The 25,009-nt window shown below is 32.7% G+C and carries 23 protein-coding genes; 6 read left to right on the top strand and 17 right to left on the bottom strand.

Annotation, left to right across the window (positions count from 1 at the left end; genetic code table 11):
- The first annotated feature begins 80 nt into the window (after window positions 1-80).
- The 5 genes from C1X07_RS08200 (at window position 81) to C1X07_RS08215 (ending at window position 5,731) form a co-directional block, all read left to right on the top strand.
- Window positions 81-1,181 (top strand): DUF4407 domain-containing protein, encoded by a 1,101-nt coding sequence (locus C1X07_RS08200; protein ID WP_103069487.1) that lies wholly within the window; start codon window positions 81-83, stop codon window positions 1,179-1,181.
- Between the two features lie 191 nt (window positions 1,182-1,372).
- Window positions 1,373-3,079 (top strand): helix-turn-helix domain-containing protein, encoded by a 1,707-nt coding sequence (locus C1X07_RS08205; protein WP_103069488.1) that lies wholly within the window; start codon window positions 1,373-1,375, stop codon window positions 3,077-3,079.
- Between the two features lie 128 nt (window positions 3,080-3,207).
- A complete protein-coding gene (locus C1X07_RS24990) occupies window positions 3,208-3,369 on the top strand; it encodes a hypothetical protein (protein WP_164914121.1) in 162 nt (53 codons plus the stop codon).
- 342 nt (window positions 3,370-3,711) lie between these two features.
- On the top strand, window positions 3,712-4,671 hold the full coding sequence (locus C1X07_RS08210; protein ID WP_103069489.1) for an ornithine cyclodeaminase family protein: 960 nt from the start codon (window positions 3,712-3,714) through the stop codon (window positions 4,669-4,671).
- Window positions 4,664-5,731 (top strand): proline racemase family protein, encoded by a 1,068-nt coding sequence (locus tag C1X07_RS08215; RefSeq protein WP_103069490.1) that lies wholly within the window; start codon window positions 4,664-4,666, stop codon window positions 5,729-5,731. Before C1X07_RS08210 ends, C1X07_RS08215 begins: the two co-directional genes overlap by 8 nt.
- Window positions 5,732-5,871: 140 nt before the next feature.
- Here C1X07_RS08215 and C1X07_RS08220 read toward each other — a convergent pair whose 3' ends face one another.
- The 7 genes from C1X07_RS08220 to C1X07_RS08250 all read right to left on the bottom strand — a co-directional run bounded on the left by C1X07_RS08220 (window position 5,872) and on the right by C1X07_RS08250 (window position 15,181).
- A complete protein-coding gene (locus C1X07_RS08220; RefSeq protein WP_103069491.1) occupies window positions 5,872-7,092 on the bottom strand; it encodes a M24 family metallopeptidase in 1,221 nt (406 codons plus the stop codon).
- Between the two features lie 18 nt (window positions 7,093-7,110).
- The gene (locus C1X07_RS08225) at window positions 7,111-8,403 is read right to left on the bottom strand and encodes an aminopeptidase P family protein (RefSeq protein WP_103069492.1); all 1,293 of its coding nucleotides are present in this window, start codon (window positions 8,401-8,403) and stop codon (window positions 7,111-7,113) included.
- Window position 8,404: 1 nt separating this feature from the next.
- Window positions 8,405-9,652, bottom strand: a complete 1,248-nt coding sequence (locus C1X07_RS08230; RefSeq protein WP_103069493.1) for an NAD(P)/FAD-dependent oxidoreductase — start codon at window positions 9,650-9,652, stop codon at window positions 8,405-8,407.
- Window positions 9,653-9,774: 122 nt separating this feature from the next.
- Window positions 9,775-10,785 (bottom strand): 4-hydroxyproline epimerase, encoded by a 1,011-nt coding sequence (locus C1X07_RS08235; RefSeq protein ID WP_103069494.1) that lies wholly within the window; start codon window positions 10,783-10,785, stop codon window positions 9,775-9,777.
- Complete coding sequence (locus C1X07_RS08240; protein ID WP_103069495.1) at window positions 10,778-12,514, bottom strand: DUF885 domain-containing protein; 1,737 nt, start codon at window positions 12,512-12,514, stop codon at window positions 10,778-10,780. The genes C1X07_RS08235 and C1X07_RS08240 overlap by 8 nt, the downstream gene beginning before the upstream one ends.
- Window positions 12,515-12,597: 83 nt before the next feature.
- Window positions 12,598-14,181, bottom strand: coding sequence for an aldehyde dehydrogenase (NADP(+)) (locus C1X07_RS08245; protein WP_103069496.1), 1,584 nt, complete (start codon window positions 14,179-14,181; stop codon window positions 12,598-12,600).
- 70 nt (window positions 14,182-14,251) lie between these two features.
- On the bottom strand, window positions 14,252-15,181 hold the full coding sequence (locus C1X07_RS08250) for a dihydrodipicolinate synthase family protein (RefSeq protein ID WP_103069497.1): 930 nt from the start codon (window positions 15,179-15,181) through the stop codon (window positions 14,252-14,254).
- 220 nt (window positions 15,182-15,401) lie between these two features.
- On the opposite strand from C1X07_RS08250, the gene C1X07_RS08255 reads away from it, so the two are divergent.
- Window positions 15,402-16,262, top strand: coding sequence for an AraC family transcriptional regulator (locus tag C1X07_RS08255; protein WP_103069498.1), 861 nt, complete (start codon window positions 15,402-15,404; stop codon window positions 16,260-16,262).
- A gap of 41 nt (window positions 16,263-16,303) precedes the next feature.
- Here the strand turns inward: C1X07_RS08255 and C1X07_RS08260 are convergent, their stop codons facing one another.
- From C1X07_RS08260 to C1X07_RS08305, 10 genes are all read right to left on the bottom strand, one after another.
- A complete protein-coding gene (locus C1X07_RS08260) occupies window positions 16,304-17,536 on the bottom strand; it encodes a phytanoyl-CoA dioxygenase family protein (protein WP_103069499.1) in 1,233 nt (410 codons plus the stop codon).
- A gap of 65 nt (window positions 17,537-17,601) precedes the next feature.
- Window positions 17,602-18,378, bottom strand: a complete 777-nt coding sequence (gene speB / locus C1X07_RS08265; protein ID WP_103069500.1) for an agmatinase — start codon at window positions 18,376-18,378, stop codon at window positions 17,602-17,604.
- Between the two features lie 12 nt (window positions 18,379-18,390).
- Window positions 18,391-18,960 carry a GNAT family acetyltransferase gene (locus C1X07_RS08270; protein ID WP_103069501.1) on the bottom strand — a complete coding sequence of 190 codons (570 nt, stop codon included), beginning with the start codon at window positions 18,958-18,960 and terminating at the stop codon, window positions 18,391-18,393.
- Window positions 18,961-18,983: 23 nt separating this feature from the next.
- Window positions 18,984-19,496, bottom strand: coding sequence for a hypothetical protein (locus tag C1X07_RS08275; RefSeq protein WP_103069502.1), 513 nt, complete (start codon window positions 19,494-19,496; stop codon window positions 18,984-18,986).
- A gap of 15 nt (window positions 19,497-19,511) precedes the next feature.
- The gene (locus C1X07_RS08280; protein WP_103069503.1) at window positions 19,512-20,099 is read right to left on the bottom strand and encodes an alpha-ketoglutarate-dependent dioxygenase AlkB; all 588 of its coding nucleotides are present in this window, start codon (window positions 20,097-20,099) and stop codon (window positions 19,512-19,514) included.
- Between the two features lie 131 nt (window positions 20,100-20,230).
- Window positions 20,231-20,686: a DoxX family protein gene (locus C1X07_RS08285; protein ID WP_103069504.1), complete on the bottom strand. Its 456-nt coding sequence runs from the start codon at window positions 20,684-20,686 to the stop codon at window positions 20,231-20,233.
- A gap of 51 nt (window positions 20,687-20,737) precedes the next feature.
- Window positions 20,738-21,304 (bottom strand): Crp/Fnr family transcriptional regulator, encoded by a 567-nt coding sequence (locus C1X07_RS08290; protein ID WP_103069505.1) that lies wholly within the window; start codon window positions 21,302-21,304, stop codon window positions 20,738-20,740.
- Window positions 21,305-21,360: 56 nt separating this feature from the next.
- Window positions 21,361-21,999 carry a hypothetical protein gene (locus tag C1X07_RS08295; protein WP_103069506.1) on the bottom strand — a complete coding sequence of 213 codons (639 nt, stop codon included), beginning with the start codon at window positions 21,997-21,999 and terminating at the stop codon, window positions 21,361-21,363.
- Window positions 22,000-22,159: 160 nt separating this feature from the next.
- Complete coding sequence (locus tag C1X07_RS08300) at window positions 22,160-23,851, bottom strand: hypothetical protein (RefSeq protein WP_103069507.1); 1,692 nt, start codon at window positions 23,849-23,851, stop codon at window positions 22,160-22,162.
- 79 nt (window positions 23,852-23,930) lie between these two features.
- Window positions 23,931-24,989 carry a response regulator transcription factor gene (locus C1X07_RS08305; protein WP_103069508.1) on the bottom strand — a complete coding sequence of 353 codons (1,059 nt, stop codon included), beginning with the start codon at window positions 24,987-24,989 and terminating at the stop codon, window positions 23,931-23,933.
- Between the last annotated feature and the right edge of the window lie 20 nt (window positions 24,990-25,009).

Raw genomic sequence — 25,009 nt, forward strand, 5'->3', positions numbered from 1 at the left:
CTCCCTTCGAGGGAGTTTTGTTATGCAACATTTAGCTATAAATCAGCGTTATACCTATTGTCAATCAAAACCCTTAGATCATGTTGAAACGTTTTTTTATTTTATGCTCAGGAGCTGATGCTGATGTATTAGCCGATTGTTCTGGAGGAGAACAAAACAAATATGTTGGTATTGGAGCAACCGTTTTTTTTACAGCAATAATGGCTTTTATTGCAGCTAGTTATGCATTGTATACAGTATTTGATAATTATATTACAGCTGCCTTTTTTGGATTAATCTGGGGATTTTTAATTTTTAACCTGGATAGGTTTATTGTGTCAACCATAAAGAAAAAAGATAGTTTTATGGATGAGCTTTTGCAAGCATCTCCTAGGATTATTTTAGCGATAATCATTGCCATTGTTATTTCTAAACCCTTGGAATTAAAAATTTTTGAAAAAGAAATTGATCGTGTATTACTCGAACAAAAAAATGAATTTACGCTAGCCAATAAAGAACAAATAGCAACACAATATACTCCAGCGATTACTACTTTAGATTCTAATATTAGTACATTGAAGGAAGAAGTGTCAACCAAAGAAACGGAAGTCAATAATCTTTACGAAACCTATATTGCCGAAGCAGAAGGAAAAAAAGGAACTGAGATTATAGGAAAAGGTCCCGTGTATAAAGAAAAGCGTGAAAAACACGATGCGGCTTTGGGAGAGTTAACTGAATTAAAGAAAACGAATGCAGAAAAGATCGCGTTGTTAGAACATAAAAAAAATGAATTAACAATAGCCTATAACAACCAAGTTTCTACTTCGCAGCCAATTATTGATAATTTTGATGGATTGATGGCTAGGGTAAACGCTTTAGGTAAATTACAATGGTTACCATCTCTTTTTATCTTTTTGCTATTTCTCGCGATTGAAACCTCTCCAATTTTCGCAAAATTACTTTCTTCAAAAGGAGAATATGATTTTAAGTCAGAAGATATAGAGAATGAAGTAAAAACATGGGTAGCGCAAAAAGAAAGCCAACGAAAAGTAGTATTAGAAGCAGATCATACTATTAATGATAAAGTGTATGGAGATCTTACCGAAGAAGAAGAATTATATGCGTACAAAAAGAAAATAGCTAGAGAAATGATGAAAAAACAACAGGATGCCTTTTATAAACGGCAAACGGGAATCCTATAATGTATTATTCTGGATAAGAAAAAATACCTCTCAAATTATGACTATGATTTGAGAGGTATTTTTATATCAACTCTAGCTTTATTTTATCAAGTCTGGTGTATAGAGATATTTCGGTTTTAAGAAAATTTTACGATTTTTTATAGAAATCATAATCCATCTCTTATATTGCAACGGATATATGAAAATACAGTATGTTGGACAAAAGAATAAAGAATATTTATGGTATTGTTTTGCTTTTTGCAAGCTTCATCTTTTTCTCTGGAAAAGATATTGATATTGTAGTGAAAAAAAAAGATGATAAAATAAAATATTCCGTTTCAGATTCTTTAGAGAATAAATCATACGACGAGTTATGGAAGCTTTTTGTTACACATTATAAAGATTCAGTTTTTGCCAAAAAAATATCGAACACCTACCTTAATAGAGCAAAGAACGATAATGATGTTATTAAAACAGCAAATGGATATCGAATGTTTTTTGAAATTAATGCAGATGATCCAAAAATAGCCTTGGTGTACGTAGACTCTATGATTGCTATTACCAAAGGAGTAAAACATGAATACTATCCGGCAAGAGGGCATCTTTTAAAAGGGTATCTTTTACAAAAAACAGAAAAATTTGATCAAGCGCTAGAAGCGTATATGCTTTCTAAAAAGTATGCCGAGATAAGTAATAATATGGAACATTTAATTGTAATAAGGCATAATATTGCAATACTCAAGACAGCCATAGGAAAAGATTCTGAAGCCTTAGAAACCTATAAAGAGAATTATAATCTTTTAGTGACCAAAGACATCATTAAAAAATTTAGAAGTGAATATATAGGAACGCTCTATCAGTTATCTGATAGTTATAATCGATTAAAGAAATACGATAGCGCACATTTTTATTTAAAAAAAGGTATTAAAGCTACTTTATCTGGTGATAAACCCTATTTCTACACTAATTTGTTATCATCTTATGGTATTAATAGCTATTATAGAAAAGAGTATACTACGGCATTAGATAGTTTAAAAAAATCATTAGCATTATCTGACAGAAAAAAACCTTTTATTACCTATTTATATTTGGGAAAAACACTATTAAAATTAAAGCAAGAAGAAAAGGCTATTGACTATTTGAAAAAAGTAGATTCTGCAGTACATGTATCTAACTATAGCCTAGAAACAAGAGAAGCATTTACACTATTAATTGATCATTTTAAAAAGAACGATGATAAAAGTAATCAGCTTAGAATAATGGAAAAACTGATTACCCTGGATAGTAGTTTTAGTATAAAAAATAAAAGATTACATATAGATCTTGTAAAAAAATATAACGTAAAGCTTATCCAGGATAAAGAAGAATTAATAAATAGTATTAAGAACCAAAGTGAAACAACTATAAACAGAATATGGCTTTTTGGTGGGATAGTAGTGCTGATAATAAGTCTGGGATATTTCTATTATTACAAAAGGAGAAAGATAGGCTATGAAAAAACATATAAAGAAATACTACTAAGCGTACAAAAGAAAAAGCAAAAGACAAAAGATATAGAACTGGCTCCAGAACTTAAACAGGAAATTTTAAAAAGATTAGATGAGCTAGAGAAAAACATGTTTTTTCTAAAAAATGATTTAACACAATCTAATGTGGCCAAAAAGTTAAAAACAAACTCTACCTATTTATCCAGGATTATTAATATGGATAAACAAAAAAACTTTGCAAATTATATTAATGATTTGCGTATAGAATATTGTTTACAACAAATTAAAAATGACAAAAAATTCAGGCATTATTCTATAACATCGATGGCAAAAGAAGTTGGTTTTAACAACATTCAGTCCTTTGTTAAGGCATTTTATAAGCAAAAGGGGTGTAATCCGACAGAATATTTAAAAAGCATTGAAAAGCATTGATTTATATGTGTTTTGGGTGAAAAAAAGCACTATATATTTATAAATCTTACCCAAAACGAAATCGAATGTTTACCAAAAATTAATGTTTCTTGTTTACATTTATCGTATAGTATCATTCAAAAATAATTATGAAAACAAACAAAAAAAAGAAGATCGGATTTAAAAAAATAGAGGTAACAAAACTTACTAATCCCAGTCAAAAAGAAATAAAAGGCGGAAATTTGGGAGGATGTAGTGATGGTCAAGTTCTTTTTACTAAATTCCCCGACGATCTTAATGGCTGTGTATAAAAATAATGTTTAGTTTATAACTAAGGTTGTTCGATATATGGGCTATTACAAAAAATAGCAAAAATCTAAGATGTGTATCTAGAAAAGTGATTTTTATTCTAAAAACCTGATCTCGATATACATCTTCTTCATATCTTTTAAGAACTACACGGTTCGACAATTTTCTTAAACATAAAAAAACATAAAATTACTTTCAATTCATAATAGATTATGAATGTAAGGATATAGTGAGAATCCTATGACAATAGTGAACTGATACTATATTATCTAAGTATGATATGATTTTGATGACATTAGGGTTAAAGCGTATATGGCAAATTTTGATTTGCTTACATTTAACCTATGGATAAAATCATTCAGATTAGTAGTACATTTATCGAAAACAACACTGATTTTAAAGAGCTAATATCTAGATTAGGTAAAGGTTTTGCTTCAAATTCTGTTTTGGTACCAATGAGGCATCATCATGATTTTCCAAACCCTTCGGTTAAGGAAGATTCTACTTTACTATTGATGCCAGCCTGGAATCCAGGTAAAGAAGCTGGAGTAAAGATTGTAACCGTTAGCCCTGAGAATGGACAGTTTAATTTGCCTTCTATCCAAGGGACTTATCTATATATGGACGCAGTTAAGGGCACGATTAAAGCTATTATTGAAGCAAAAGGCTTAACTGCAAAACGTACTGCTTCTGCTTCTGCATTAGCATCACTTTATCTTTCTAAAACAAATGCATCTTCAGTATTAATGATAGGAACAGGAGCACTTTCTATAAATCTTATTAAAGCACATGTAAGTGTAAGACCGATTAAAGAAGTATATGTTTGGGGAAGAGATTTTGAAAAAGCAAAAAAAATAGAAAGAGAGCTGGATACAGAAAAATTTGAAGTACGGGCAATAAAAACAATAGAAGAAAAAATTTCTACTGTTGATATTATATCCTGTGCAACCTTATCCAAAGATCCGTTGGTTTTAGGGAAATATTTACGTCCCGGACAGCATATCGATCTTGTTGGAGCCTACAAAAAAGATATGAGAGAAGCAGATAATGAAAGTATAAAAAAGGGTTCTGTATTTGTAGATACTTTTCAAGGAGGGCTTAAAGAGAGTGGAGATATTGTTATTCCTCTTCAAGAGGGAGTCCTTAACGAAAAAGAGATTAAAGCAGATTTGTTTGGGCTATGTTCAGGTAATGCTCTAGGTAGAGTAAACAATAATGAGATAACTATTTTTAAATCAGTAGGACATGCTCTTGAGGATTTAGTTGCAGCGAAATATTATTATAATAAATATACTAATGAGTAGTAGTACATATCAAAAAATTCTAAAAAAGATAGTCTTAAAACCAAAAGAAGAGTGGTTGCAGATTAAGACTATTGATATGCATACCGGTGGAGAGCCGTTACGGGTAATAATTTCGGGGTTTCCTGAACTAAAAGGAAACTCGGTATTAGAATACAGAAGGTATTGTATGAATAATTATGATCATTTACGAACCTCCTTATTATTTGAACCTCGAGGTCATGCGGATATGTATGGCTGTGTTTTAGTACCTCCAAATGACGATGATGGTGATTTTGGAGTTTTGTTTATACATAACGAAGGGTATAGCACCATGTGTGGCCATGCAATTATTGCACTATCAACGTTGGCTGTAGAAATGGAATGGATAAAAGTTAAAGAAGGTGACAATGTGATAAAAATCGATGCTCCTTGCGGTCGGATTACGTCTTATGTAAAAGTGAAAAACGAAAAAGTAACCGGGGTTCGTTTTCATTGTGTTCCCAGTTTTGTTGTAGGACTTGATAGAAAGGTTTTAGTCAAAGAGATAGGAGAAGTTATTTATGATTTAGCATATGGAGGAGCTTTTTATGCTTATGTTGATATGACTAAAAACAACCTTGATTTTGATTTAACTTCGGATTCTTATAAGATGCTTATTTCTGCAGGAATGGATATAAAACATGCGGTGATAGAACAGGATAAAAGTATTTTACATCCATTTGAAGAAGATCTTAGTTTTCTGTATGGAACTATTTTTATTGGGGATTCTTTACATAAAAATGTAGACAGTAGAAATGTATGTGTTTTTGCTGAAGGTGAGGTAGATAGGTGCCCTACAGGATCAGGAGTTTCTGGTAGGATGGCTATTCATAAAGCAAGAAATGAAATAGATTATGGAGAAACTATGGCAATAGAAAGTATAACAGACTCAATATTTATAGGGTCTGTTTTTTCTGAAGAAGACTACGGTTCTTATAAAGCTGTAATACCACAGGTAGAAGGAACGGCATATATTACAGGAATGCATACCTTTATAATAGATCCTGATGATCCAATGAAAAATGGATTTATACTGAGGTAATTAATAAAGGAAACTCGATCAAATAAACCTATTCGTATATCCTATAACAATTAACTCTTGACATGGAGTTATTTTTTGGTTAGAATGACCTCCTCTACAGTATAGAGGAAGTTATTCGTTTAGTATTGTAAGGAGTGGTATTATGATGCAACCCCAAAAGGATCATCTATAGAATACGCAGGTTGCGTAAACCATTTGGGACCATTATCTGTCATATAGATATGGTCTTCTAATCTAATACCAAATTGACCTGGCAGACATATCATTGGTTCGATACTAAAGCACATTCCTGGAGCGAGTATTGTGTCTTCATGCCTTGCGATATATGGCCATTCATGTATGTCTAATCCTATGCCATGCCCAGTTCTATGAGGCAATCCAGGAAGGTTATAATCTGGTCCCAGACCCTTTGCTACTAGAGTATCTCTAGAAGCGTTATCGATTACTGCACATGATTTTCCTAATTGTGCCGCTTTAAAAGCAGAAAGCTGAGTCTCTTTTTCGAGATTCCAGATTTTGCGTTGTAAATCATTTGTTTTGCCATATACATATGTACGTGTAACATCTGAAATGTAATCATGCAATACACACCCGGTATCTATCAATACCATTTCATTTTCTTCTAGATTTTTTGGAGACTTTACTCCATGAGGGAAAGAAGAATCTACACCAAATAATACAATGCAAAAATAAGAACCAGAAGCAATACCATATCGTTTATGAGCTTCATTAATAAAATAAGTAACTTCTTTAGCACTAATTCCTGGTCTTAATATCCTGGCTGCAGCTTTCTGAACCTCCAAAGTGATATCCATTGCTGTTTGTATAATAGCTATTTCTGAAGGAGATTTTATCATTCTACAACCCGCGGTAACAGGCTTGGCATTGATTAATTGATATGTGGATTGCACTTTTAGGATTCCATCAATAACAAAAAAAGGAGTAGCTTCGTCCATTGCAACTTTTCCTTGATTTATATTTTTTGTACCAAGTATTTCAATACACAATGAATAGGGGTTTTCGTGCTCTTCCCAGCAATGAACAGGACCTTTAACTACCATAAAATCCAAAATAGTTCCTTTTTCAAATTGTGGAGCTATATAATGGATCTCTCCATCAGAGAATAGTAATGCGCCTACCATTCTTTCACTTGGATTCCATTTTGTTCCTGTGAAATAGAATAAATTGGTTCCGGCATGAAGGTATACTACAGCAATCTCTTGCTGTTTCATAAGCTCACATGCTTTGTTTATTCTGGATTGAAACTCTTCTTTCTGTATAGGTGTAGCAAGATGAGCTTTTGGCTGTATGGCGTTTAATTCTGTCTCGATGGTAGAACCACCTATTCCCAATGCATTCATAATATTAAAAGAGTATTGTTATATATTTATCAAGTCTTCAATTTCTTCAATTTCAATTGGCATTTCCTGTGTAAGGTTTATATTTCCGATATCTGTAATTAGGTAATCATTTTCCAAACGACAGCCAATACCTTCTTCAGGAATATAGATTCCAGGTTCACAAGTAAGTACCATTCCTGGTTGTAAAGCTTCTGAGTATAAACCTACATCGTGTACATCTAAGCCAAGATGATGAGCCGTTCCATGCATAAAGTATTTTTTGTATAAAGGTTTTTCGGGGTCTTGTTTCGCCACCTCAGAGGCATGTAATAATCCTAATTTGATAAGCTGCTCTTCTACTAAATAAGCCATTTGTTTTTCGTAATCAGCAGGGATTACTCCTGGTTTTAATAATTTACTTCCTTCCTTAAGGCAATATAAAACTGCTGAATATATTTCTTTTTGCCGTTCCGAAAATTTACCATTTACAGGAATACAACGTGTCGTATCACTGTTGTAATTTCCATAACAAACACCAAAATCCAATAGTACCATATCTCCTGCTTTACAAATATTATCATTTGTATTATAATGTAGAGCACAAGCATTTTTTCCTGAAGCGACTATTGGTTTAAATGCATGCCTTGTACCTCCATTTTTTATTATTGAAAAAGTGAGTTCTGCTTCTAACTCATATTCTTTGCAATTGGGTTTAATTGCTTTGAGAACTCGATGAAAACCTTCAATACTTATATTAGCGGCTTTCTGAATTAGTGTAATTTCCTGGCTTGCCTTAATAGGGCGCAAAGCCCTTGTGATTTTTGCAGCTCTATGATACTGATGTAATGGGTATTTTTCTTTACACCACTGTATTGTTTTATCTTGTAGTGTTTGTTGATTATAGGTAGCTCGTTTTACATGCTCATTATGACCTAAATAAAAGCCGTCTGCTTCAAAAGCGATAAGTTGCAGGATTTTCTCAAAATCATTAGTCCATTCAATTCTTTTAATTCCTGAGATTTTAGAAGTATGTTCTTTGCTTAGTTTCTCGCCATCCCATATTTTTATATGTTCATTGGTTTCTTTTACAAAAAGAATTTCTCGATTTTCTGATTTGTATGCGTTGGGATATAACACTAATATTGTTTCTTCCTGATCTATTCCAGATAGATAAAACAAGTCGTTGTTTTGGGCAAACCCCATTACATCATCAGCATTAGTATGTTTGATATCATTAGAAGAAATAATGGCAATAGTATTTTTCTCCATCATAGAGGTGAATTTTCTCCTATTTGTAATAAACAATGTACTGGGTATAGTTTCGTAACGCATATCAGAAAGTTCTATCAGGGTGAAAAGGACTGAGGTCTAATGATGGTTTTTTATCAGAAACAATTTCTGAAACCAGTTTTCCTGTAGCAGGTCCCAAGCTCCATCCCATCATAGCATGCCCTGTGGCTATTGTTAAATTTTTATAAGATTTGGTTCTGCCAATATATGGTAGTCCATCTGGAGAACATGGTCGGAGTCCGCAGTCTGCACTTTTTATCTCAGAATCTTCTATCTGAAAATTATTATAGTAAGAGGTAGCTGCTTTGGCAATGGCTTTAACACGAACAGGGTTAATCTTATGATTGATACCTCCAATTTCCATTGTTCCTGCAAATCTTGTAAAACCATTCATTGGGGTTACTGCAACCTTAGCTTCTATTAAGATAGCAGGAGTCTCAATTCCCGTATTTCTATGTACATTAATTCGATATCCTTTTCCAGCTTGAACGGGTATTTTGATACCTAATTTTTTTGTTAGTAAGGGACTCCATGAACCTGCTGAAATAATTACTTCATCTGCATTTAGAATTCGTTCTGAGGTTTGTACCTGACTGATTGTTTGATTAGAATATTTAACATCCTGTACTTCTTCATTAGTATAGAAAATTACTCCTTTTGATTTGAGGTGGCTCATCATATCTCTCATAAACTCATGAGGAGTCATATGAGCATCAGAATCATAATATATAGCTCCTTTGATGTTCAGGTCAATATTTGGTTCATATTGCTTTACATCTTCTTTGGTCAAAAGTTTGACGTTTAGACCTTCAGAAATTCCTCTCTGTCCGGTTTTCCATTCTTCTTCACCCGATTTTTCGTTTTGATAGAGCATAAGAAGCCCTTTTCTTTCATAATGAAAATCAAATTCCTTTACAGTTTTTAGTTCTTCATAAAGAGTTCTACTTAAGAGATTGATGTCTTTTATAACAGGAATAGCTTTTTCTACATTGGTTTTGGTAGATGATTTTTTGAAGGCCCATGACCATTGTAAAAAATCTTTATTCAGTCTTGGTTTAACATAAAAAGGACTGGCAGGATTAAACATCCACTTTATTCCTTTGTTGATCATTCCTGGTGCGGCCAGTGGTATAATATGGCTGGGGGTTATGTATCCAGCGTTAACAAAAGATGCTCCTTTGGTAATGTCAGATTTATCAATTATTGTGATTTGATGCCCTTCTTTTTGAAGATAATAGGCAGAACATAAACCGATGATTCCACCGCCAATAATAATAATTTCTTTACTCATAATCGTATATATTTTAACAAGCTCAGTGTGGTCTTCTACTACGTTTAACTTTTTATACTATTTTCATTTGTTTTAGCAAAATCAATAACTAATTAAAAACCCGCCTGAGCTTGTAAAAATTTCTAAATAACCTGAAACCCATGCGCGTAGGGATCATCTTCATCATCAATGATTATAGTATTGTACCCATACACTTTTGCCCATCCTTGAATGCTGGGGATAATAGCTTTTATTTTACCCAGTTGGGTTTCTTCTTCGATTCTACCAATAAAGGTACTTCCTATAAAACTCTCATGAATGAATTCTTGCCCTTTTTTTAATGCTCCTTTAGCATGCAATTGTGCCATTCTTGCAGAAGTTCCTGTGCCACATGGAGATCTGTCAATAGCTTTATCCCCATAGAAAACGGCATTTCTGCCTGATGAATTGGGATTAATAGGATCACCTGTCCAGAGCATATGAGTCACATCTCGAATAGTGTTGTTTTCTGGATGAATAAATGTCTCAGGATATTTTTTATTGATACCCTCTCTTATCACCTGAGAGTATTGAATTAATTTGCTAGCTGTAAAATTCTGAATCCCATCAAAGTTTTTTTGAGGATCTACAATGGCATAAAAGTTTCCGCCATAAGCAACATCAAAAACGAGCTCTCCCAGTTCTGGGCATTCTATAGTTAATCCCTCGGCAGCCAAATAAGATTTGACATTTTTGAGTTTTACCCAATCTACTTTTTTGCCCGTTTGTTGATATTCTATTTCTACCAAACCTGCAGGAGCTTCCATTCTAATTTTTCCGGGAGTTTTGGGGTGTATTAACTCTTCTTCAATACCGATGGTAATGGTTCCTATGGTTCCATGACCACACATAGGGAGGCATCCTGAAGTTTCTATAAACAAAATTGCAAAGTCATTATCAGGGTGATGAGGCTCAAATATGAAACTTCCGCTCATCATGTCATGACCCCTGGGTTCAAACATCAATCCTTTTCTTATCCAATCATATTGTGCAAGGAAATGTTGACGTTTTTCGCTCATCGTTTTTCCGATAAGATTAGGTTTTCCTGTGGCAACAACTCGAACAGGGTTTCCGCAGGTGTGGGCATCTATACATTTGAAAGTAGTTCTACTCATTTTTCGTTTTTTGGAGATAAGTATCGACTCTATTTTCTAAAATAGAAAGTGTTACTGTTCCTTGTTCTAAGATAATTTCATGAAATTCTCGTATATCGAATTTACTTCCTAACGTTGTTTCGGCTTTTTTGCGAAGTTCTCTAATTTTTAACTCTCCGATTTTGTAGGATAAAGCTTGTCCAGGCCAGGAGATATATCGATCAGTTTCTGTATGTATTTCATGTAATGATAGTGCTGTGTTTGAAGACATAAAATCTATGACTTGTTCTCGCGTCCAACCTTTGGCATGAATACCTGTGTCTACAACAAGGCGACATGCTCGCCACATTTCATAAGTTAGTTTTCCAAAATGCTCATATGGAGTAGTGTACATTCCCATTTCTTCAGCAAGAAACTCTGAGTACAAGCCCCATCCCTCTCCATAAGCCGAGAGATATAGATCTTTTCTAAACTGTGGGATACTATCTCCTAACTCATTATTTAAACTTCCTTGTAAATGATGTCCTGGTACAGCTTCGTGTACCGTGAGTGATGGTAGTGTATAGAGGGTTCTGCTAGGCAAATCATAGGTGTTTACCCAGTAATACCCTGGCTCAGTGCTATTAGCTTCTGTTCCAATATATCTACCACCTGTATATTTTGGAGCTATTGCATCTGGTACAGGTGCTACACCATATGGCTTTCTGGGTAGCGTTTTAAAAAACCGGGGTAATTGCTCATCTGCTCTTTTTGCCATATCTCGTGCAATCATAAGTAATTCTTCAGGTGTTTTTGCGTAGAATTGCTCATCGGTGCGCAGAAATTTAAAAAAGTCATCAAAACTACCATTAAAATTGAGGTCTTTTATAATTTGCTCCATTTGAGCTTTTATTCTGGATACTTCTTTTAGACCAATAGCATGGATGTCATCTGCAGTGTATTTTGTACTTGTAGTATAAAAGTTTATTCTATTTTGATAATACGCTTTTCCGTTTGGAGTTTGAGAAACCCCTATGGTATTTCTTGTTTTTGGTAAATACTCCGTTTCAAAAAAGGTTTTTATTCTTTTGAACTGTGGAGTAACTTTGTTTTTGATTATTTTTTTTGCAGCATTACGGATAGAATCTTTTTGATCTTGGTGTATAGATTCTGGAAGGTTTTTAAAGGGAGAATAAAAATAGCTATTTTCTGTACTGTCGACTATATGCTTATTATAAGAAGATTCGTATCCCTCAAAAATCACTTTAGGTTGAGAAACTCCTTTTTCAAGCCCTTTTCGTAAGTTTACTAAGTGTTGATCTACAAATTCTGGTATTGCGTTAAGAATATTAAGGTAATTTTTAACTTGGTTATAATTCGTTAGCGATTTAACACTGTAATTAAGATTGTTATGAAATCCTGAATCTGATAATAAAGGGTTAAGGAAGCTTTCAAATTCATAAAAATCAACAGTTTGCTGTAATACAAATTTTAATAATTCATAGGATATTTGATCCGTTTCTTTGAATTTTGATGTATCAAGATTATTTAATTCGTCTATCTTTTTTTTTGCGAAATCAGCTTCTTTTTTAAAGTGCTCCTCAGTGAAAAGACCCAGAGGGTATTTTTCATGATCATATCCTTTTCGTTCTTCAACTTCAGAGATGATGACATGTAATAGATTTACAGTGTTTTTTTCTTGCTTTTCTGTTTTAGTACAACCAAAACAGAAAAGCAATGCTAGTATTAGGGGGATTTTAATAAACTTCATTTCAATAAATATATAATACCAGTTCTTATATTTTGATACAAGAACTGGTATAGGGGTTAGCGATTTATTTTTTTAAAGCAGGATCAAATTTTACTATCTGTATACTTGCCATTAATCAATCTCAAAATTCCTAATGGGTTTTCATTTTTAAGAGCATCTGGTAACAACTCGTTTGGCCAGTCTTGATAGCTAAATGGTCTTACCCAACGTCTAATAGCGTTTGTACCTACTGCCGAAAATCTAGAATCTGAAGAAGCAGGATATGGACCTCCATGAGTCATAGAGGGGCATACTTCTACTCCTGTAGGAACTCCATTAAGAATTACACGTCCTACTCTGTTTTGAAGAGCATCAGTAACATCTTCTAAATCTTGATATTCAGTTTTTTCTGCAAGAATGGTTCCTGTTAATTGTCCTTCTAAGCTATTAATGATTTCAATAAGTTGGGCTTCATCTTTACATCGCACTACTAAAGAAAAAGGTCCAAATACCTCTTGGTGCATTTCTGGATTGATTAAAAAATCAGTACCTGAGACTGCCGAAACTTGAGTAGGCGCATAATTTGGTTCTATCTCTTGTGTTAACGAGGCTATTACCTCTACGCCAGATTGAGAAGATACATTTTCTCTATTTTTCACAAAATCCCTTTTAATATTAGGATGTAACATGCATTGAGGTGCAATAGCAGTAGATTTTTTTGCTAAATCTTTAATGAAATTACTAGTATTTTCATTGTCTATAGTTAGGATTAGTCCTGGGTTGGTACAAAATTGTCCGGTACCCATAGTAATAGAGTTAGCATAGGCAGTTGTAATTTCATCAGCACGTTGTGCAATAGCTCCTGGCGTAATAATCACTGGGTTAATACTGCCCATTTCTGCAAAAACAGGAATTGGCTCTTCTCTGTTTGCCGCAAGGTCAAATAAGGCTCTTCCGCCAGAGATACTTCCTGTAAACCCAACAGCTTTAACTTTTGGGTGTTTAACCAGAGCAGTACCAACAACTCTACCACTACCAGTGATATTAGAGAATACTCCGTTCGGCATGCCTGTTTTTTCAGCGGCTTTTATAATAGCTGACGCTACCAGTTCTCCTGTTCCCGAATGCATAGAGTGTGATTTGACAATAACGGGAGATCCTGAAGCTAGAGCGCTTGCTGTATCCCCGCCAGCTGTAGAATATGCTAACGGAAAATTACTGGCTGCAAATACTACTACAGGACCTAATGGAATATTAGTTTTTCTAATATCTGGCTTTGGAACGGGAGATCGTTCTAAATCGGCAGTGTCAATATTATTTTCTCTCCATTCATCCGTACTGATCAGCTTTGCAAATGAGCGTAATTGCCCGATTGTCCTTCCTCTTTCTCCTATTGCTCTTCCTTCAGGAAGCCCTGTTTCTGAAGTGTATGATTGTATTAATTGATCGTCTAATGCCAGTATTTCATCAGCAATTGCATTTAAGAATTCAGCTCTTTTGGCTCCAGAAATATTTCTATATTCCTTAAAAGCTTGGTGCGCTAGTTTTACCGCTTGATCCACTTCTTCGGTAGTGGCTTCATAAAACTCGACCTCATTTTCAATATTCAGTTTTGGATTGAATGTTTTATGAGAAACAGACCCTAAGGCGGATAGTTTATTTCCTATATAATTTTTTCCTGTTATCATATTGATCAATGGTTTTAATGTAATTTGTTAATTGTATTTCTGCTTAATACTATTTTGGGGTAAAAAAGATTTAGTTAATCACAGGATTTAACTCTTTATAATCTGGAAGAACTGGTCTGTTTTTTATTCCATTTTCAATAATTTCCAAAACTTTTTTACGCTCATCTCCAATAAGAGGTAATCTGGGAGCACGTACATTTTCTGTACCAATTCCTGTAGCTACTTCTGCAAGTTTTATATTTTGTACTAATTTAGCATTTATATCTAATTCAAGTAAAGGTAAAAACCAACGATAGATTTCGATAGCTTCTTTAATTTTTCCTGCTTTTTGAAGTTCATAAATAGCGACAGTTTCTGCAGGAAAAGCATCAACCAATCCAGCTACCCAACCATCGGCACCCATTAGTAAACTTTCTAAAGCTAATGTGTCTACGCCACTAAGAATCTTTAATCGATCGCCAAAACGATTTTTAATTCTGGTTACATTCGAGATATCTCTTGTAGATTCTTTTACTGCCTGTATGTTATCAAAAGCCAATAACTCTTCAAACATATCTAAAGTGACTTCTATTTTGTAATCAACAGGATTGTTGTATATCATTATAGGTAGATCTGTGCTTTTGGCAACTTCTTTGAAGTATTCTACTGTTTCCCGATCGCCTGCATTGTATCGCATAGGAGGAAGCATCATTAAACCGCTTGCACCATCTTCTTTTGCTTTTTTAGCCGCCTCTATTGCTCCTTTGGTTGTTTGTTCTGCGATATTCATGATAACAGGAACTCTATTATTTACAATATCCACCGTGGTTCTCACTAAAACCCTCTTTTCATCATCGCTTAAAGTACTGGCCTCGCCCAAAGTTCCACCAAGTATAATTCCATTAACCCCTGCTTCTAGCTGTGCATTGATATTAACTTCAAACATTTCTAAGTCTAAAGTATCGTCTTTGGTGAATTTTGTAGTCACTGCAGGCATGACACCTTTCCAATCTATTATCATAATTATATTTTTTTATTCAAAGATATTGGGAAACTAATTAATGATATACTGAGAAATTATCTAAACCTGATACTATATTACCCTATATTGGCGTAATTTACTTAAATAATGAATAATATTAATTAACTTCGGTGAAGTAAACATGGTTAAAGAGTTTTAATATGGATTAGAATAATTACTATGTGCGTTCTATAGATCTTTATAAAATAGATATGAATAAATGAAAGTTTTACCCTTTAAAATACCGAAGACTTCTACAGATACGCTAATTGTTCAGGAGGATAAAGGGACTATGTTTTATGATACCCTACATCAACATGAAGAAATCCAGATGTCATTAATTGTGTCTGGAGAAGGTAGTTTGATCGTTGGGGATACAATTACAAATTATAAGCCCGGTGATATTCTTGTTTTTGGTAGCCAGGTACCACATGTGTTAAAAAGTATTTCTTCTACTCTGGATTCGTATATGATATCAATATTTTTTACTAAAAAATCATTTGGAGAAAGTTTTTTTGAGCTAGCGGAATTTAATGAAACGACGAACTTTTTCAATAGTTTATCTTATGGAGTTAAAGCACTTTCAAAAAGAGAAGAATTAAAAGATCAGTTTTTAGAAATTCAGAAAAAGAAATATCGATTAGATCGGTTTATAATTTTTCTACAGATTTTAAAATTGTTTGGTAATTCTGATATAGAGACAATATCTACATCAATTACAAGAAAAAATTATACTGATAACGAAGGAAAACGAATGGCTAATGTTTTTCAGTTTGTTATGAATAATTTTTATAGAGATATGAGTTTACAAGAAATTTCTGATGTTGCTAGTATGACTCCCAATGCTTTTTGTAGATATTTTAAGCAACGTACTAATAAGACTTTTTTTCAGTTTTTAACAGAAGTAAGAATAGAGAATTCTTGTAGAATCCTTTCTAAAGAACCAGATGTTTCTATTACCGAAGCCTCTTATTCGAGTGGATTTAAAAATTTATCAAATTTTAATCGAAAGTTTAAATCAATAAAGGGAATAACCCCGTCTAAATTTAGGAAAAACCTACATGATAGTCATCTTCTGTAAAATAATGTTTTTTCTTAGTTATAAGAATCATTAATTACTTCTCAAATTGGAGGGTACTCTGCAATTTTATTATTGGTTTTTGGGCTTTTAGGGTTGCCACAAACGGGAATAGAAGGTTCGTGGTTTATGTTATAAGGTATGCCTCCGCTTTTAGTGGGTAATATAGAAGTTGATTCGTGTTTAAAAACATGAACATCTGATCTGGTGTATCTCCCTGCCATAGCTAACCGTACACGATCATCAGATGTATTTGCATAAGAAGCATGAGTGTTTAAAGAGGTGAAAATGATGGCTTCTCCCGCTTTCATTTCTAGATTTCTGATCGTGATATCATTAAAAAGAGAAGGGATTGTTTTTTTTATTTTTTCGAATATGAGCTGTGCTTTTTTAAAATTACCGGTTGTGTACCAAATAGTTTTTAATGTTTTAATGATTTCAGAATAGGATAAGGACATGAGGTAACCAAATAAATCATCTTGGATATTGGTTACAATTCTCTCAAAACGACCATCACGAAAAGAGCCTTCTATCATACGGAGGCAGCCAGTTTCTTTATTAGTATCCCGAAGCGCAATCCAAACTGTTAGTTGTACAATTGCAGGATGTGTTGGGTTGGTTGGTTCTAATTTTGGTTTTTCGTCAGATTCACGAAAAGTACCGGTTTGATGCCAAAATGTTCCTTCCTGACCAGGTTTTTTTTCGAAGAACTGGGATCTCCAACATAGTAAATCATCTCCTAAAAGACTTTGAAGGGGCTGTGATAATTTTGGGTGTACCAAAACATCCCAAAGTCTTCGATATTTTGATCCCTGAAAAAATCCCAGATAATTAATAGAATAGTCATTAGATGCTTTTAGAGAATGTAAGATGTCTTCTCCAAAAGCAGTGGTTTTATGAAAATGATTCTTAAACAAATTATCACACTCGTTAGCAAGGTCTTCTGCTTCTTTGGTATTCATGACTTGAAATGGACCATGGATACCACTATTTATAAATTTGTCTATTTCTGATTGAGAAAGATAGTTTTCTTTATACTCTTCTTTTCTTTTACTTCCCAATACATCAAATTCACCTAAATCTTCATCAATATTTGCCAATAAATCAAAGCTTTTGCCTAATAAGAACCGAAGAGGTTTAATGATGAGTTTAAGTACTGTAGTCAAAACGGCAATAAAATGTAATTCTATGGTCTGAGATGAGTTTAATTTTGTTCGTGCCCAATAGCTATCGAGAGCTTCATAGCCATCTGTCATAAAGTGATCTTTTGTATTCACATATTATATTTTTGTTATTAATATTTAATCAGTTGTATAGATATAAAGATTAGGACAGTTTTGGGTTAAATCATTTTCCCTAGAATTTCTTTCATCATTTTCGCAGCCAAAAAGGCAGTCATATTTTGAAAATCCCTGTTAGGGTTATATTCTACAATATCCGCTCCAATCACTTCACTTTTGATGTTTTGAATTATGTCAATTACTTGTCTTGAGGATAACCCGCCAGGTTCATGATGCGAAACTCCAGGAGCATATGCCGGGTCGAATCCATCCATATCAAGAGAGATGTAAAGAGGGTTTTTAAATTCTGGAATTTTATGTATATCCAAATTCTTCATTTGATGAATTTCTACATTAAACCTTTCTGCCTGTTCAGCTTGGTGAGTATTTAGTGTTCTAATACCAACCTGAACTAATTTGGCTGCAAATTGATTTTCCATAATCCTGGCAAAAGGGCACGCATGGGAGTATTTATCACCATCAAAGACGTCATATAAATCAGAATGTGCATCAATATGCAAAATATCTAATTTTGGGTATTTAGTTTGGTAAGCCTTAATGATCGGAAATGTAATAGAGTGATCCCCTCCGAGGGTAAATATTTTGTGGTTGGATTTTAAATGATTTTCGGTTATTTTTTCAATTTCAAAATATTCTGAGATATTGAAGTCTCCTTTGTCTTTTATAGTGTCAGTTTTAATAGTTTTCCCGTTTTCTGTAAATAGATTTAACGATCCACAATGAAGTGCTTCTCTTATTAAGGGAGGAGCAAGCGCAGAACCTCTTTGGAAAGAAGATTTTTTGTCAAACTGTATTCCTTGTATAATTATTTGTTTCACTGTGTTTAGGTGTTACTTCTTTAATACAGATTTTTGCATGTCAAAAGCTAATCCGAGATAGGTGTTATTGTTAAAGTCAAATTCATCTATTATTTCCCATCCTAACTTTTTGGTATGTGCTTTTTCTGAGATTACATTAACTTTATTTATAAATGTAATACTTATAGGGTATTTCTTCGAAAATTCAATTCTCATTTCTTCAAAAATTAAATTTAATAAACCTTTACCGCGATAGGCTTTATCAATACATACTGGTCCATATTGAAAGCTGTTTTTTGTTGAAATTTTACGTTCGCCAAAAGATAATTTGGGAAAGCGAGATACCATAAAATTAAAAATATCCCATTGTTTAAAGTATTCCCAACTTCCTGCAAATGCATATGCTACTATTGTTTTTTCTTCATTTTTGGTAATAAAAATTCCATTCTGCCTTATGATTTCTTCAATTTGGGCAGGGGTGAATGGGGTGGTGACAAAACCAAATTCTCGCTCTTGCAAAGTTAAATTACTATACAAATTCTTTGCCTGAAGTGAAAGAACTCCTTTTATATCAGATGTATTGCCAATACACGTTTTTATCATTTTTTTTGATTTACTCTTGGTTTTTATTCGATAGTAAAACTTTGTTCAAGACGATCAAATCCAGCTTTGTTCATAGATTTATCTTCGATAGCTTCTTGCTTTAAAATAGCAATTGTTTTATTGTTTTTGTAAAAAACATGGATGACCCCTTCATGGGTAACTCCAAGTAGATTCAATTGAAATCCAGTGGCGATAGAATGTATATTGTTGAAGTTATCGTTGGTCGGGGTTTTAAAGTTTAAATTTGAGTTTTTATAAATACTATTGTTTCTAAGTTCCTCCTGAAAATCAGATAGCCAGGTGTTTAGATCCAGACTGTCATTGATCCAAGATATAGTAATAACACCACTAGAATCAAATCCATCTTTTTCGACAGATACATAGAATCCTTTATTATCGTAGTCTTGCTCATCTGTTATTTTCCAACCCGATGGGCAGATGAATTGTATCCTGTCTTTTTTAAACTTGGTCTCTGGAGATTCTTTACAAGAAATTAAAATACAGAAAAATAGTAAAATAGATAAGGGATGTTTCATTTTTATCTCTTTTGTTTACTTAAACCCAGATTCTCGAAAAGTTATATTTATTCTACCATTCTTATATTTGGGGTTTTTGAGTAGACTATGAGTATATCTGCTTTGACAGTATTCGCCCATAATTAGTAAACTTCCGTTTTCTAAGTCTAAGGTATAAATATTTTGATTAAGATTTTCTTTGAAGCTAAATTCGCGAACTTCACCTAGACTAATTGAGGGCAAAATAGTTTTGTGTCCAGATGTTTGTTGGTCATTATGATAGGGTGCATAATAGTTTCCGTTTGGGTAATATAGGCACATAGCAATATCAAATTCGAGGGTTGTTAATCTCTCGATTCTTTCCTTTAGTTTGGCCATTAGCCCTGACCAGACAAAAACTTTTCCATGAATATGCTCTGGATGACTATTTTGTTGAATTAAGCTTTCTGTAGAAAATAATATTTTAAAACTATCGGTTGTTATGGTTTTTCCACCTGCCCGAATGGTAAGTTGAGATTTATCTATACGACACTCATTAATTAACACATGATAAAGCTCTTCGGCTTCTTTTTTACTTAAGAAATCATGTATATAATCTACAGAGCAGTGTAATGGTAGTTTCATTGAGTGTCTTGGCTTAGAATCGTATCTCGCTATGATCAAAACGAGTGAGATTCTCTATTTATAATAGGAAAAGATACAGTTTTATACGCTCTTTTTACTTCATAACTACAACGAAACTATTCTTTCTTATGTCATTGAGATTGTAAAGAGCTTATGTATACCCATGCAATAAATAAAATTTGTAACGGAATTCTAAACCATAAATACATTAATCCATTACCATCATATGTTCCTTTTTGGTAGTTTATATGCTCTATACAAGCTTTGATATTTGTCGGTAATATCATCAAAAAGAATAAAATTAATAGCCAAGCTGTTAATGGTCGGATATAAGAGATATGCAGACCAATAGCAGCAAGAATTTCTATGATTGCAGTAAAATATATTATTTCTTTTTTGAAGGGGACAAAATTGGGGATCATCATTGCCATCCCATTAGTAAACATAAAGTGTCCTAAGGCTGTAAAAAGCAACATTGCAGACATTCCTATTCGGGCAGAAAAGGCAAAGTCGTATTTACCTAAAACCATTCTTATGGATAGTAAAGAAAGTATAGAAATGGCACAGAGTATAATAAGTGGCTTCATTTTTTTTTTACAAATGTCAGAGAAAGTCTTTGCTCAAACAATGAACCCAGGTTAAGAAATTCGTTTTCTTATGCGACTAAGCGCTTGCGGGGTTATCCCTATATAAGAAGCCAGATATTTTAAAGGTATTTTTCTAATCAAATAAGGCTGTTCGGTAAGTAGTTTTATATACCTTTCTTCTGCAGTGTCATTAAGTAGGGATTGTTCTCTTTTGGATTTTGTAAGGAAAATGTTTTCAGCTATTTTTCTTCCTATCTTATTACCGATTTCTGTTTGATTATAGATCTCCTGAAGATCTTTGTGTGTTATCTTCCAAAGAATTGTTTCGGTCAGGGTTTCTGTTTGATAAGTACTTGGAGTTTGGGTTATAAACGAGTTATACGCACTGATGAATTGATTTTCAAAATAGAACCCAAATGTTATATCATTTTCTTCTTTCGGAATAAAAAAACGTATCGAACCTTTTTCTATAAATGAAAGGTGTTTTTCAATTTGTCCTACTCTTAGGAGTGTTGCTTTTTTCGGGTAGTGACTTTTGGTAAGTTTAGAGGAAAATATTTTCCAATCATTATCACTTAAGGTAACAATTTTTTCAAAATATTCTCGAATTTGGTTCATTTTTAAAGTAAGGTTGTGATGTTTATTAATGAATTAATATCTTATATTTTTTTTGATTACAGTTTTATTTCTATAAACATATTCTTGGTGTTTTTTTCAGTTGGAGGAGGCTCTAAGTGGGCATGTTGGGCGTCATAGATTTTACCAGATATTTTTTCTATTTTGTATGATGATTCCTGAAATTCTGAAATGACAGTTATGTCATAATAATTTTTATTTTCTCTAATGATCATATCGTTTTCAGAATTTACAATGGTAATAGGATCAACCTCATGGCTTACATTCATGCTTTCTATTACAAAATCAATGTTCTTCTTTATTTCTTCTGTTTGTTTATAAAAAGGAATGTTTTTTTGATCACTACCATTTATAGGATTAGAAATAGAATTATAAGAGGCTGTTTTTTCTAATAAATTTATTACTACATCAAAATATAGAGTTGTTTTTTTGGGTAAGTATTTTATAGGGTTGATAAATGACACAAGAACTTGCTCTCCATTGGTCATCACTTTGGTTTTGGAGAAATTTTTTACATCCGCTCTATCGTCAATCAGCTTTAGAGCTAATCTCACGATTGAATCTTTTCCTAATTGTATTGTTTCTTCTACTTCTTTGGTCATTTTTACTTCCTGAGAAAAACAAAGTATTTGATTGAGTAAGAATAAAACTAAGGTAGATGTTTTTAAGGCTTTCATGAGCTATTCTCTTATTAAAATTATCATATGGAAAAAATAAATCTAGGATAATCAGGTATAATTTATAAACTTATAAAAAAAACCTTTTACAAATTAGAAAAACAGATGCTTGGTATGGTAATATTGTTTTCTTTTATATCAAAAACTAATTTTTTTACGATTACTTTTTTCTTTTTACGATTTTTAAATCACCTTTAACATTGGTTTTTATGATTTCCCATCCTTTATTTAACTCTATTTCGTAAAACTCTCCAAGTATTTTGTTTCCGTCAATTTGTATGGGTAATGGAAATGAAAATTTTAATAGATCTTCGATCCAGGTTCCTAAAACACCTGTAGTCCCTAGTTTGCCGACCTCATCTTTAATATGAAAATTTCCAAAATCCGATTTGGAGTTTGCTGTGCCTTTTATCGAAGCATAAACGGTTTCTTTAGGGTTTAGAGATAGTGTACCATACATGTCGTAAGAACGACCATAAAAGGGGTCAATAGAAGTGACAGATAAGGTTGGTTTATCCATAAACATCTCTGTGTAGAAACTAATTAGTTTTTCTTGCTTTACTTTTTTTTCTAATTCTTCTTTGTGTATTAGGTCGAAGTTATTCCTCTCATTTGCTTTTTTTACAGTGTTTTTATCAATGAAAATTGGTTCATTGAGATATTGAGTTTCGTATATATTTAAAAAATTGTATATGTGATCTAGACCATTTCTCCAATCGATTTGTAGATAGTCGAAAATCAATCCATATGCGGGTCCGGTGGCATATGGAAATGGTCGGGTATAGGTAGGAGCTGCTTCTCTTTCATTAATTTGGGAAATCGCATCGTCATATTTATTTTTGGTATTAGAGAGTCTTATGCCTGTGTACTCTGCTAATCCTTCTAATGTTTCTATTTCGAGCTCTTTGGTGAGAAATTCATTGTATTTAGTTTGCCTAAGTTTTCTAAAGATCATAGCATCAGTAACATGGAGTTGGATTTCTGATAAATCTTTATTATTGTTAATTGCATGTAGCGCAAGTTGCAGGGCATAGAATTCTAAGCGAAGCCATTGTCTGGCATCATAATTATCCAGATAAGATATTGGTTCGCCATTAAAGGTTTTGTGTTTTCTTTGGAGTGTATGAAATAATTCGTGTATAATTGTTGCTCCACCATCATTAAGATAATTGGTTAAAATTGTTGCGTATTCTTTTCCCTTATATTCTTGAACAGAATTGGTAAGACTTAGCGCATTTTTGGAGACTTTTGTATAAAAAAGAGTAGTATCTTTTGTTTTACTATTGGCTAATGGATTTAGAGAGTAAATTGTATAATCAAAGTCTAAAATAAGAAAATCGTTATGCCAAATATTTTCTCCCCATAATTTTCCATTATCATTTGTTAAGAGAGTTTTTGTCTCTAGAATTCTTTTTTTTATGAACTTAGAATTTCTTTCGGGTAAACTTGATAGGTTGTTTTTTACCTTTTTGAGCAGGGTTGACCATTGGTTAGAAATGTGTAAATTCTTTAAGTCATCATCTGTTGAGATTTGGTCGTATTTTGAGTACCATTTTTTATCCGCAAGATATTCTAACAACTCAAAAGCTTGGTTTGATTGATTATTCAATGCGTATATGCAAGCTCCACTATAATAAACTCCTTCATTTTTTATTTGAAAATCAACTTTATCAAGAAGTAGTGTGAATTGATTAGAAGCTTCTTGATAATTTTGTGAATCATATGCTTTTATTGCTGATTGGTATACTGCATTAATATCTATTTCTTGAGTGAAAGCAGAGAACTGGGTAAAGAAAAGTAAGATTGAAATTATTTTACTATTAGATCTATTGATAAAATTTGATATTTTCATTTGTATTTTTTATGAGATATATCTACAAATGAATGTTTTTGGTAGCGAAAAAAGTGATAAACTGGGGGTGAGATTAGTACTAGTCTGGGGGATGTTTTTTTAATTTTTTAACCAATTCTTGTCTATTAGAGATTTCTAATTTTGAATATAGGTTTCGAATATGTGTTTTTACGGTACTGAGAGAAATAAAAAGACTAGAAGCAATTTCTTTATTAGACATACCCTTACAGATGAGCTTGGCAACTTTCTCTTCTTGACTAGTTAAACTAGAAACCTCATATACAATTTCTTGCTTTCGTTTTGTTTTTACTCTCTGAAACATGAAAAAAATGATTACAGATAAGATTAATACAACTGTGCTTAAAAAATAGTTTATGTTCTTATGGTATATGTAGTTTTGTTTAATGGCAGAAAGTGATAGTACAGAAATTTTTTCATGATATTGTAAATGATATGATGTCCCAGTATAATATTGATTTAGCTGGTTCTGTATGTTGTAGTAAAAATTAGAGTCTTTCTTAAAATCTTCTTCTAAATCAATAATATTTTTTTTGATATGGGAAAAAGCCAACAGTTTAACCAAGGGATCAGATAAAGAATCAGTACAATACGATTTAAATTCTTTAGAGAAACTTTTTTTTGCTTGTAGTATTGCTTCAGTATTTCTGGTTTCGATATATTCCTTGAGTAGTTTGGATTCGTATTTTAAAGATTTTCGCCATAGCTTATCTGCTGAATTGGAATTTTTTGAATTACTAAACCAAACTTTATTGTTGTTGGGAAAATAAATAGTATCGGTATTTGAAAAAATAAAATTGTGGTAATTTTTGTTAATACCATTATCAAACAATTGAAAACCAGTATTACTTTCTTTGAGGTTAGAATGGATACGATATAGTTTATTTTTATCGGATAGCAATTTTCCGTTCATCTCAAAATAGCCTGTGCTATCTGTTTTTACAGAGAATAAGACTTGTTCTGTAGAAATTAGATTTTCTTCATCATATCTCAATAAACTAAGATATACCACCTTGTTTTTTTCTTTTGAATTGATATAGCCTGATATACTATACTGACTATAACAGGATATGTTAAAGAGAAAAAAAATAAAAATTGGTAAGTAAACCTTATGTTGCATCTTAAACCTTTTATCATTAT

It is taken from the genome of Aquimarina sediminis (assembly GCF_002895435.1).
GTDB classification, from domain to species: domain Bacteria; phylum Bacteroidota; class Bacteroidia; order Flavobacteriales; family Flavobacteriaceae; genus Aquimarina; species Aquimarina sediminis.

Bases quoted from the DNA above. Each gene is read 5' to 3' on its own strand.
- C1X07_RS08200 (WP_103069487.1), top strand. From the start codon at position 81: ATGTTGAAACGTTTTTTTATTTTATGCTCAGGAGCTGATGCTGATGTA.
- C1X07_RS08205 (WP_103069488.1), top strand. From the start codon at position 1,373: ATGTTGGACAAAAGAATAAAGAATATTTATGGTATTGTTTTGCTTTTT.
- C1X07_RS24990 (WP_164914121.1), top strand. From the start codon at position 3,208: ATGAAAACAAACAAAAAAAAGAAGATCGGATTTAAAAAAATAGAGGTA.
- C1X07_RS08210 (WP_103069489.1), top strand. From the start codon at position 3,712: ATGGATAAAATCATTCAGATTAGTAGTACATTTATCGAAAACAACACT.
- C1X07_RS08215 (WP_103069490.1), top strand. From the start codon at position 4,664: ATGAGTAGTAGTACATATCAAAAAATTCTAAAAAAGATAGTCTTAAAA.
- C1X07_RS08220 (WP_103069491.1), bottom strand. From the start codon at position 7,092: ATGAATGCATTGGGAATAGGTGGTTCTACCATCGAGACAGAATTAAAC.
- C1X07_RS08225 (WP_103069492.1), bottom strand. From the start codon at position 8,403: ATGCGTTACGAAACTATACCCAGTACATTGTTTATTACAAATAGGAGA.
- C1X07_RS08230 (WP_103069493.1), bottom strand. From the start codon at position 9,652: ATGAGTAAAGAAATTATTATTATTGGCGGTGGAATCATCGGTTTATGT.
- C1X07_RS08235 (WP_103069494.1), bottom strand. From the start codon at position 10,785: ATGAGTAGAACTACTTTCAAATGTATAGATGCCCACACCTGCGGAAAC.
- C1X07_RS08240 (WP_103069495.1), bottom strand. From the start codon at position 12,514: ATGAAGTTTATTAAAATCCCCCTAATACTAGCATTGCTTTTCTGTTTT.
- C1X07_RS08245 (WP_103069496.1), bottom strand. From the start codon at position 14,181: ATGATAACAGGAAAAAATTATATAGGAAATAAACTATCCGCCTTAGGG.
- C1X07_RS08250 (WP_103069497.1), bottom strand. From the start codon at position 15,181: ATGATAATAGATTGGAAAGGTGTCATGCCTGCAGTGACTACAAAATTC.
- C1X07_RS08255 (WP_103069498.1), top strand. From the start codon at position 15,402: ATGAAAGTTTTACCCTTTAAAATACCGAAGACTTCTACAGATACGCTA.
- C1X07_RS08270 (WP_103069501.1), bottom strand. From the start codon at position 18,960: ATGATAAAAACGTGTATTGGCAATACATCTGATATAAAAGGAGTTCTT.
- C1X07_RS08275 (WP_103069502.1), bottom strand. From the start codon at position 19,496: ATGAAACATCCCTTATCTATTTTACTATTTTTCTGTATTTTAATTTCT.
- C1X07_RS08280 (WP_103069503.1), bottom strand. From the start codon at position 20,099: ATGAAACTACCATTACACTGCTCTGTAGATTATATACATGATTTCTTA.
- C1X07_RS08285 (WP_103069504.1), bottom strand. From the start codon at position 20,686: ATGAAGCCACTTATTATACTCTGTGCCATTTCTATACTTTCTTTACTA.
- C1X07_RS08290 (WP_103069505.1), bottom strand. From the start codon at position 21,304: ATGAACCAAATTCGAGAATATTTTGAAAAAATTGTTACCTTAAGTGAT.
- C1X07_RS08295 (WP_103069506.1), bottom strand. From the start codon at position 21,999: ATGAAAGCCTTAAAAACATCTACCTTAGTTTTATTCTTACTCAATCAA.
- C1X07_RS08300 (WP_103069507.1), bottom strand. From the start codon at position 23,851: ATGAAAATATCAAATTTTATCAATAGATCTAATAGTAAAATAATTTCA.
- C1X07_RS08305 (WP_103069508.1), bottom strand. From the start codon at position 24,989: ATGCAACATAAGGTTTACTTACCAATTTTTATTTTTTTTCTCTTTAAC.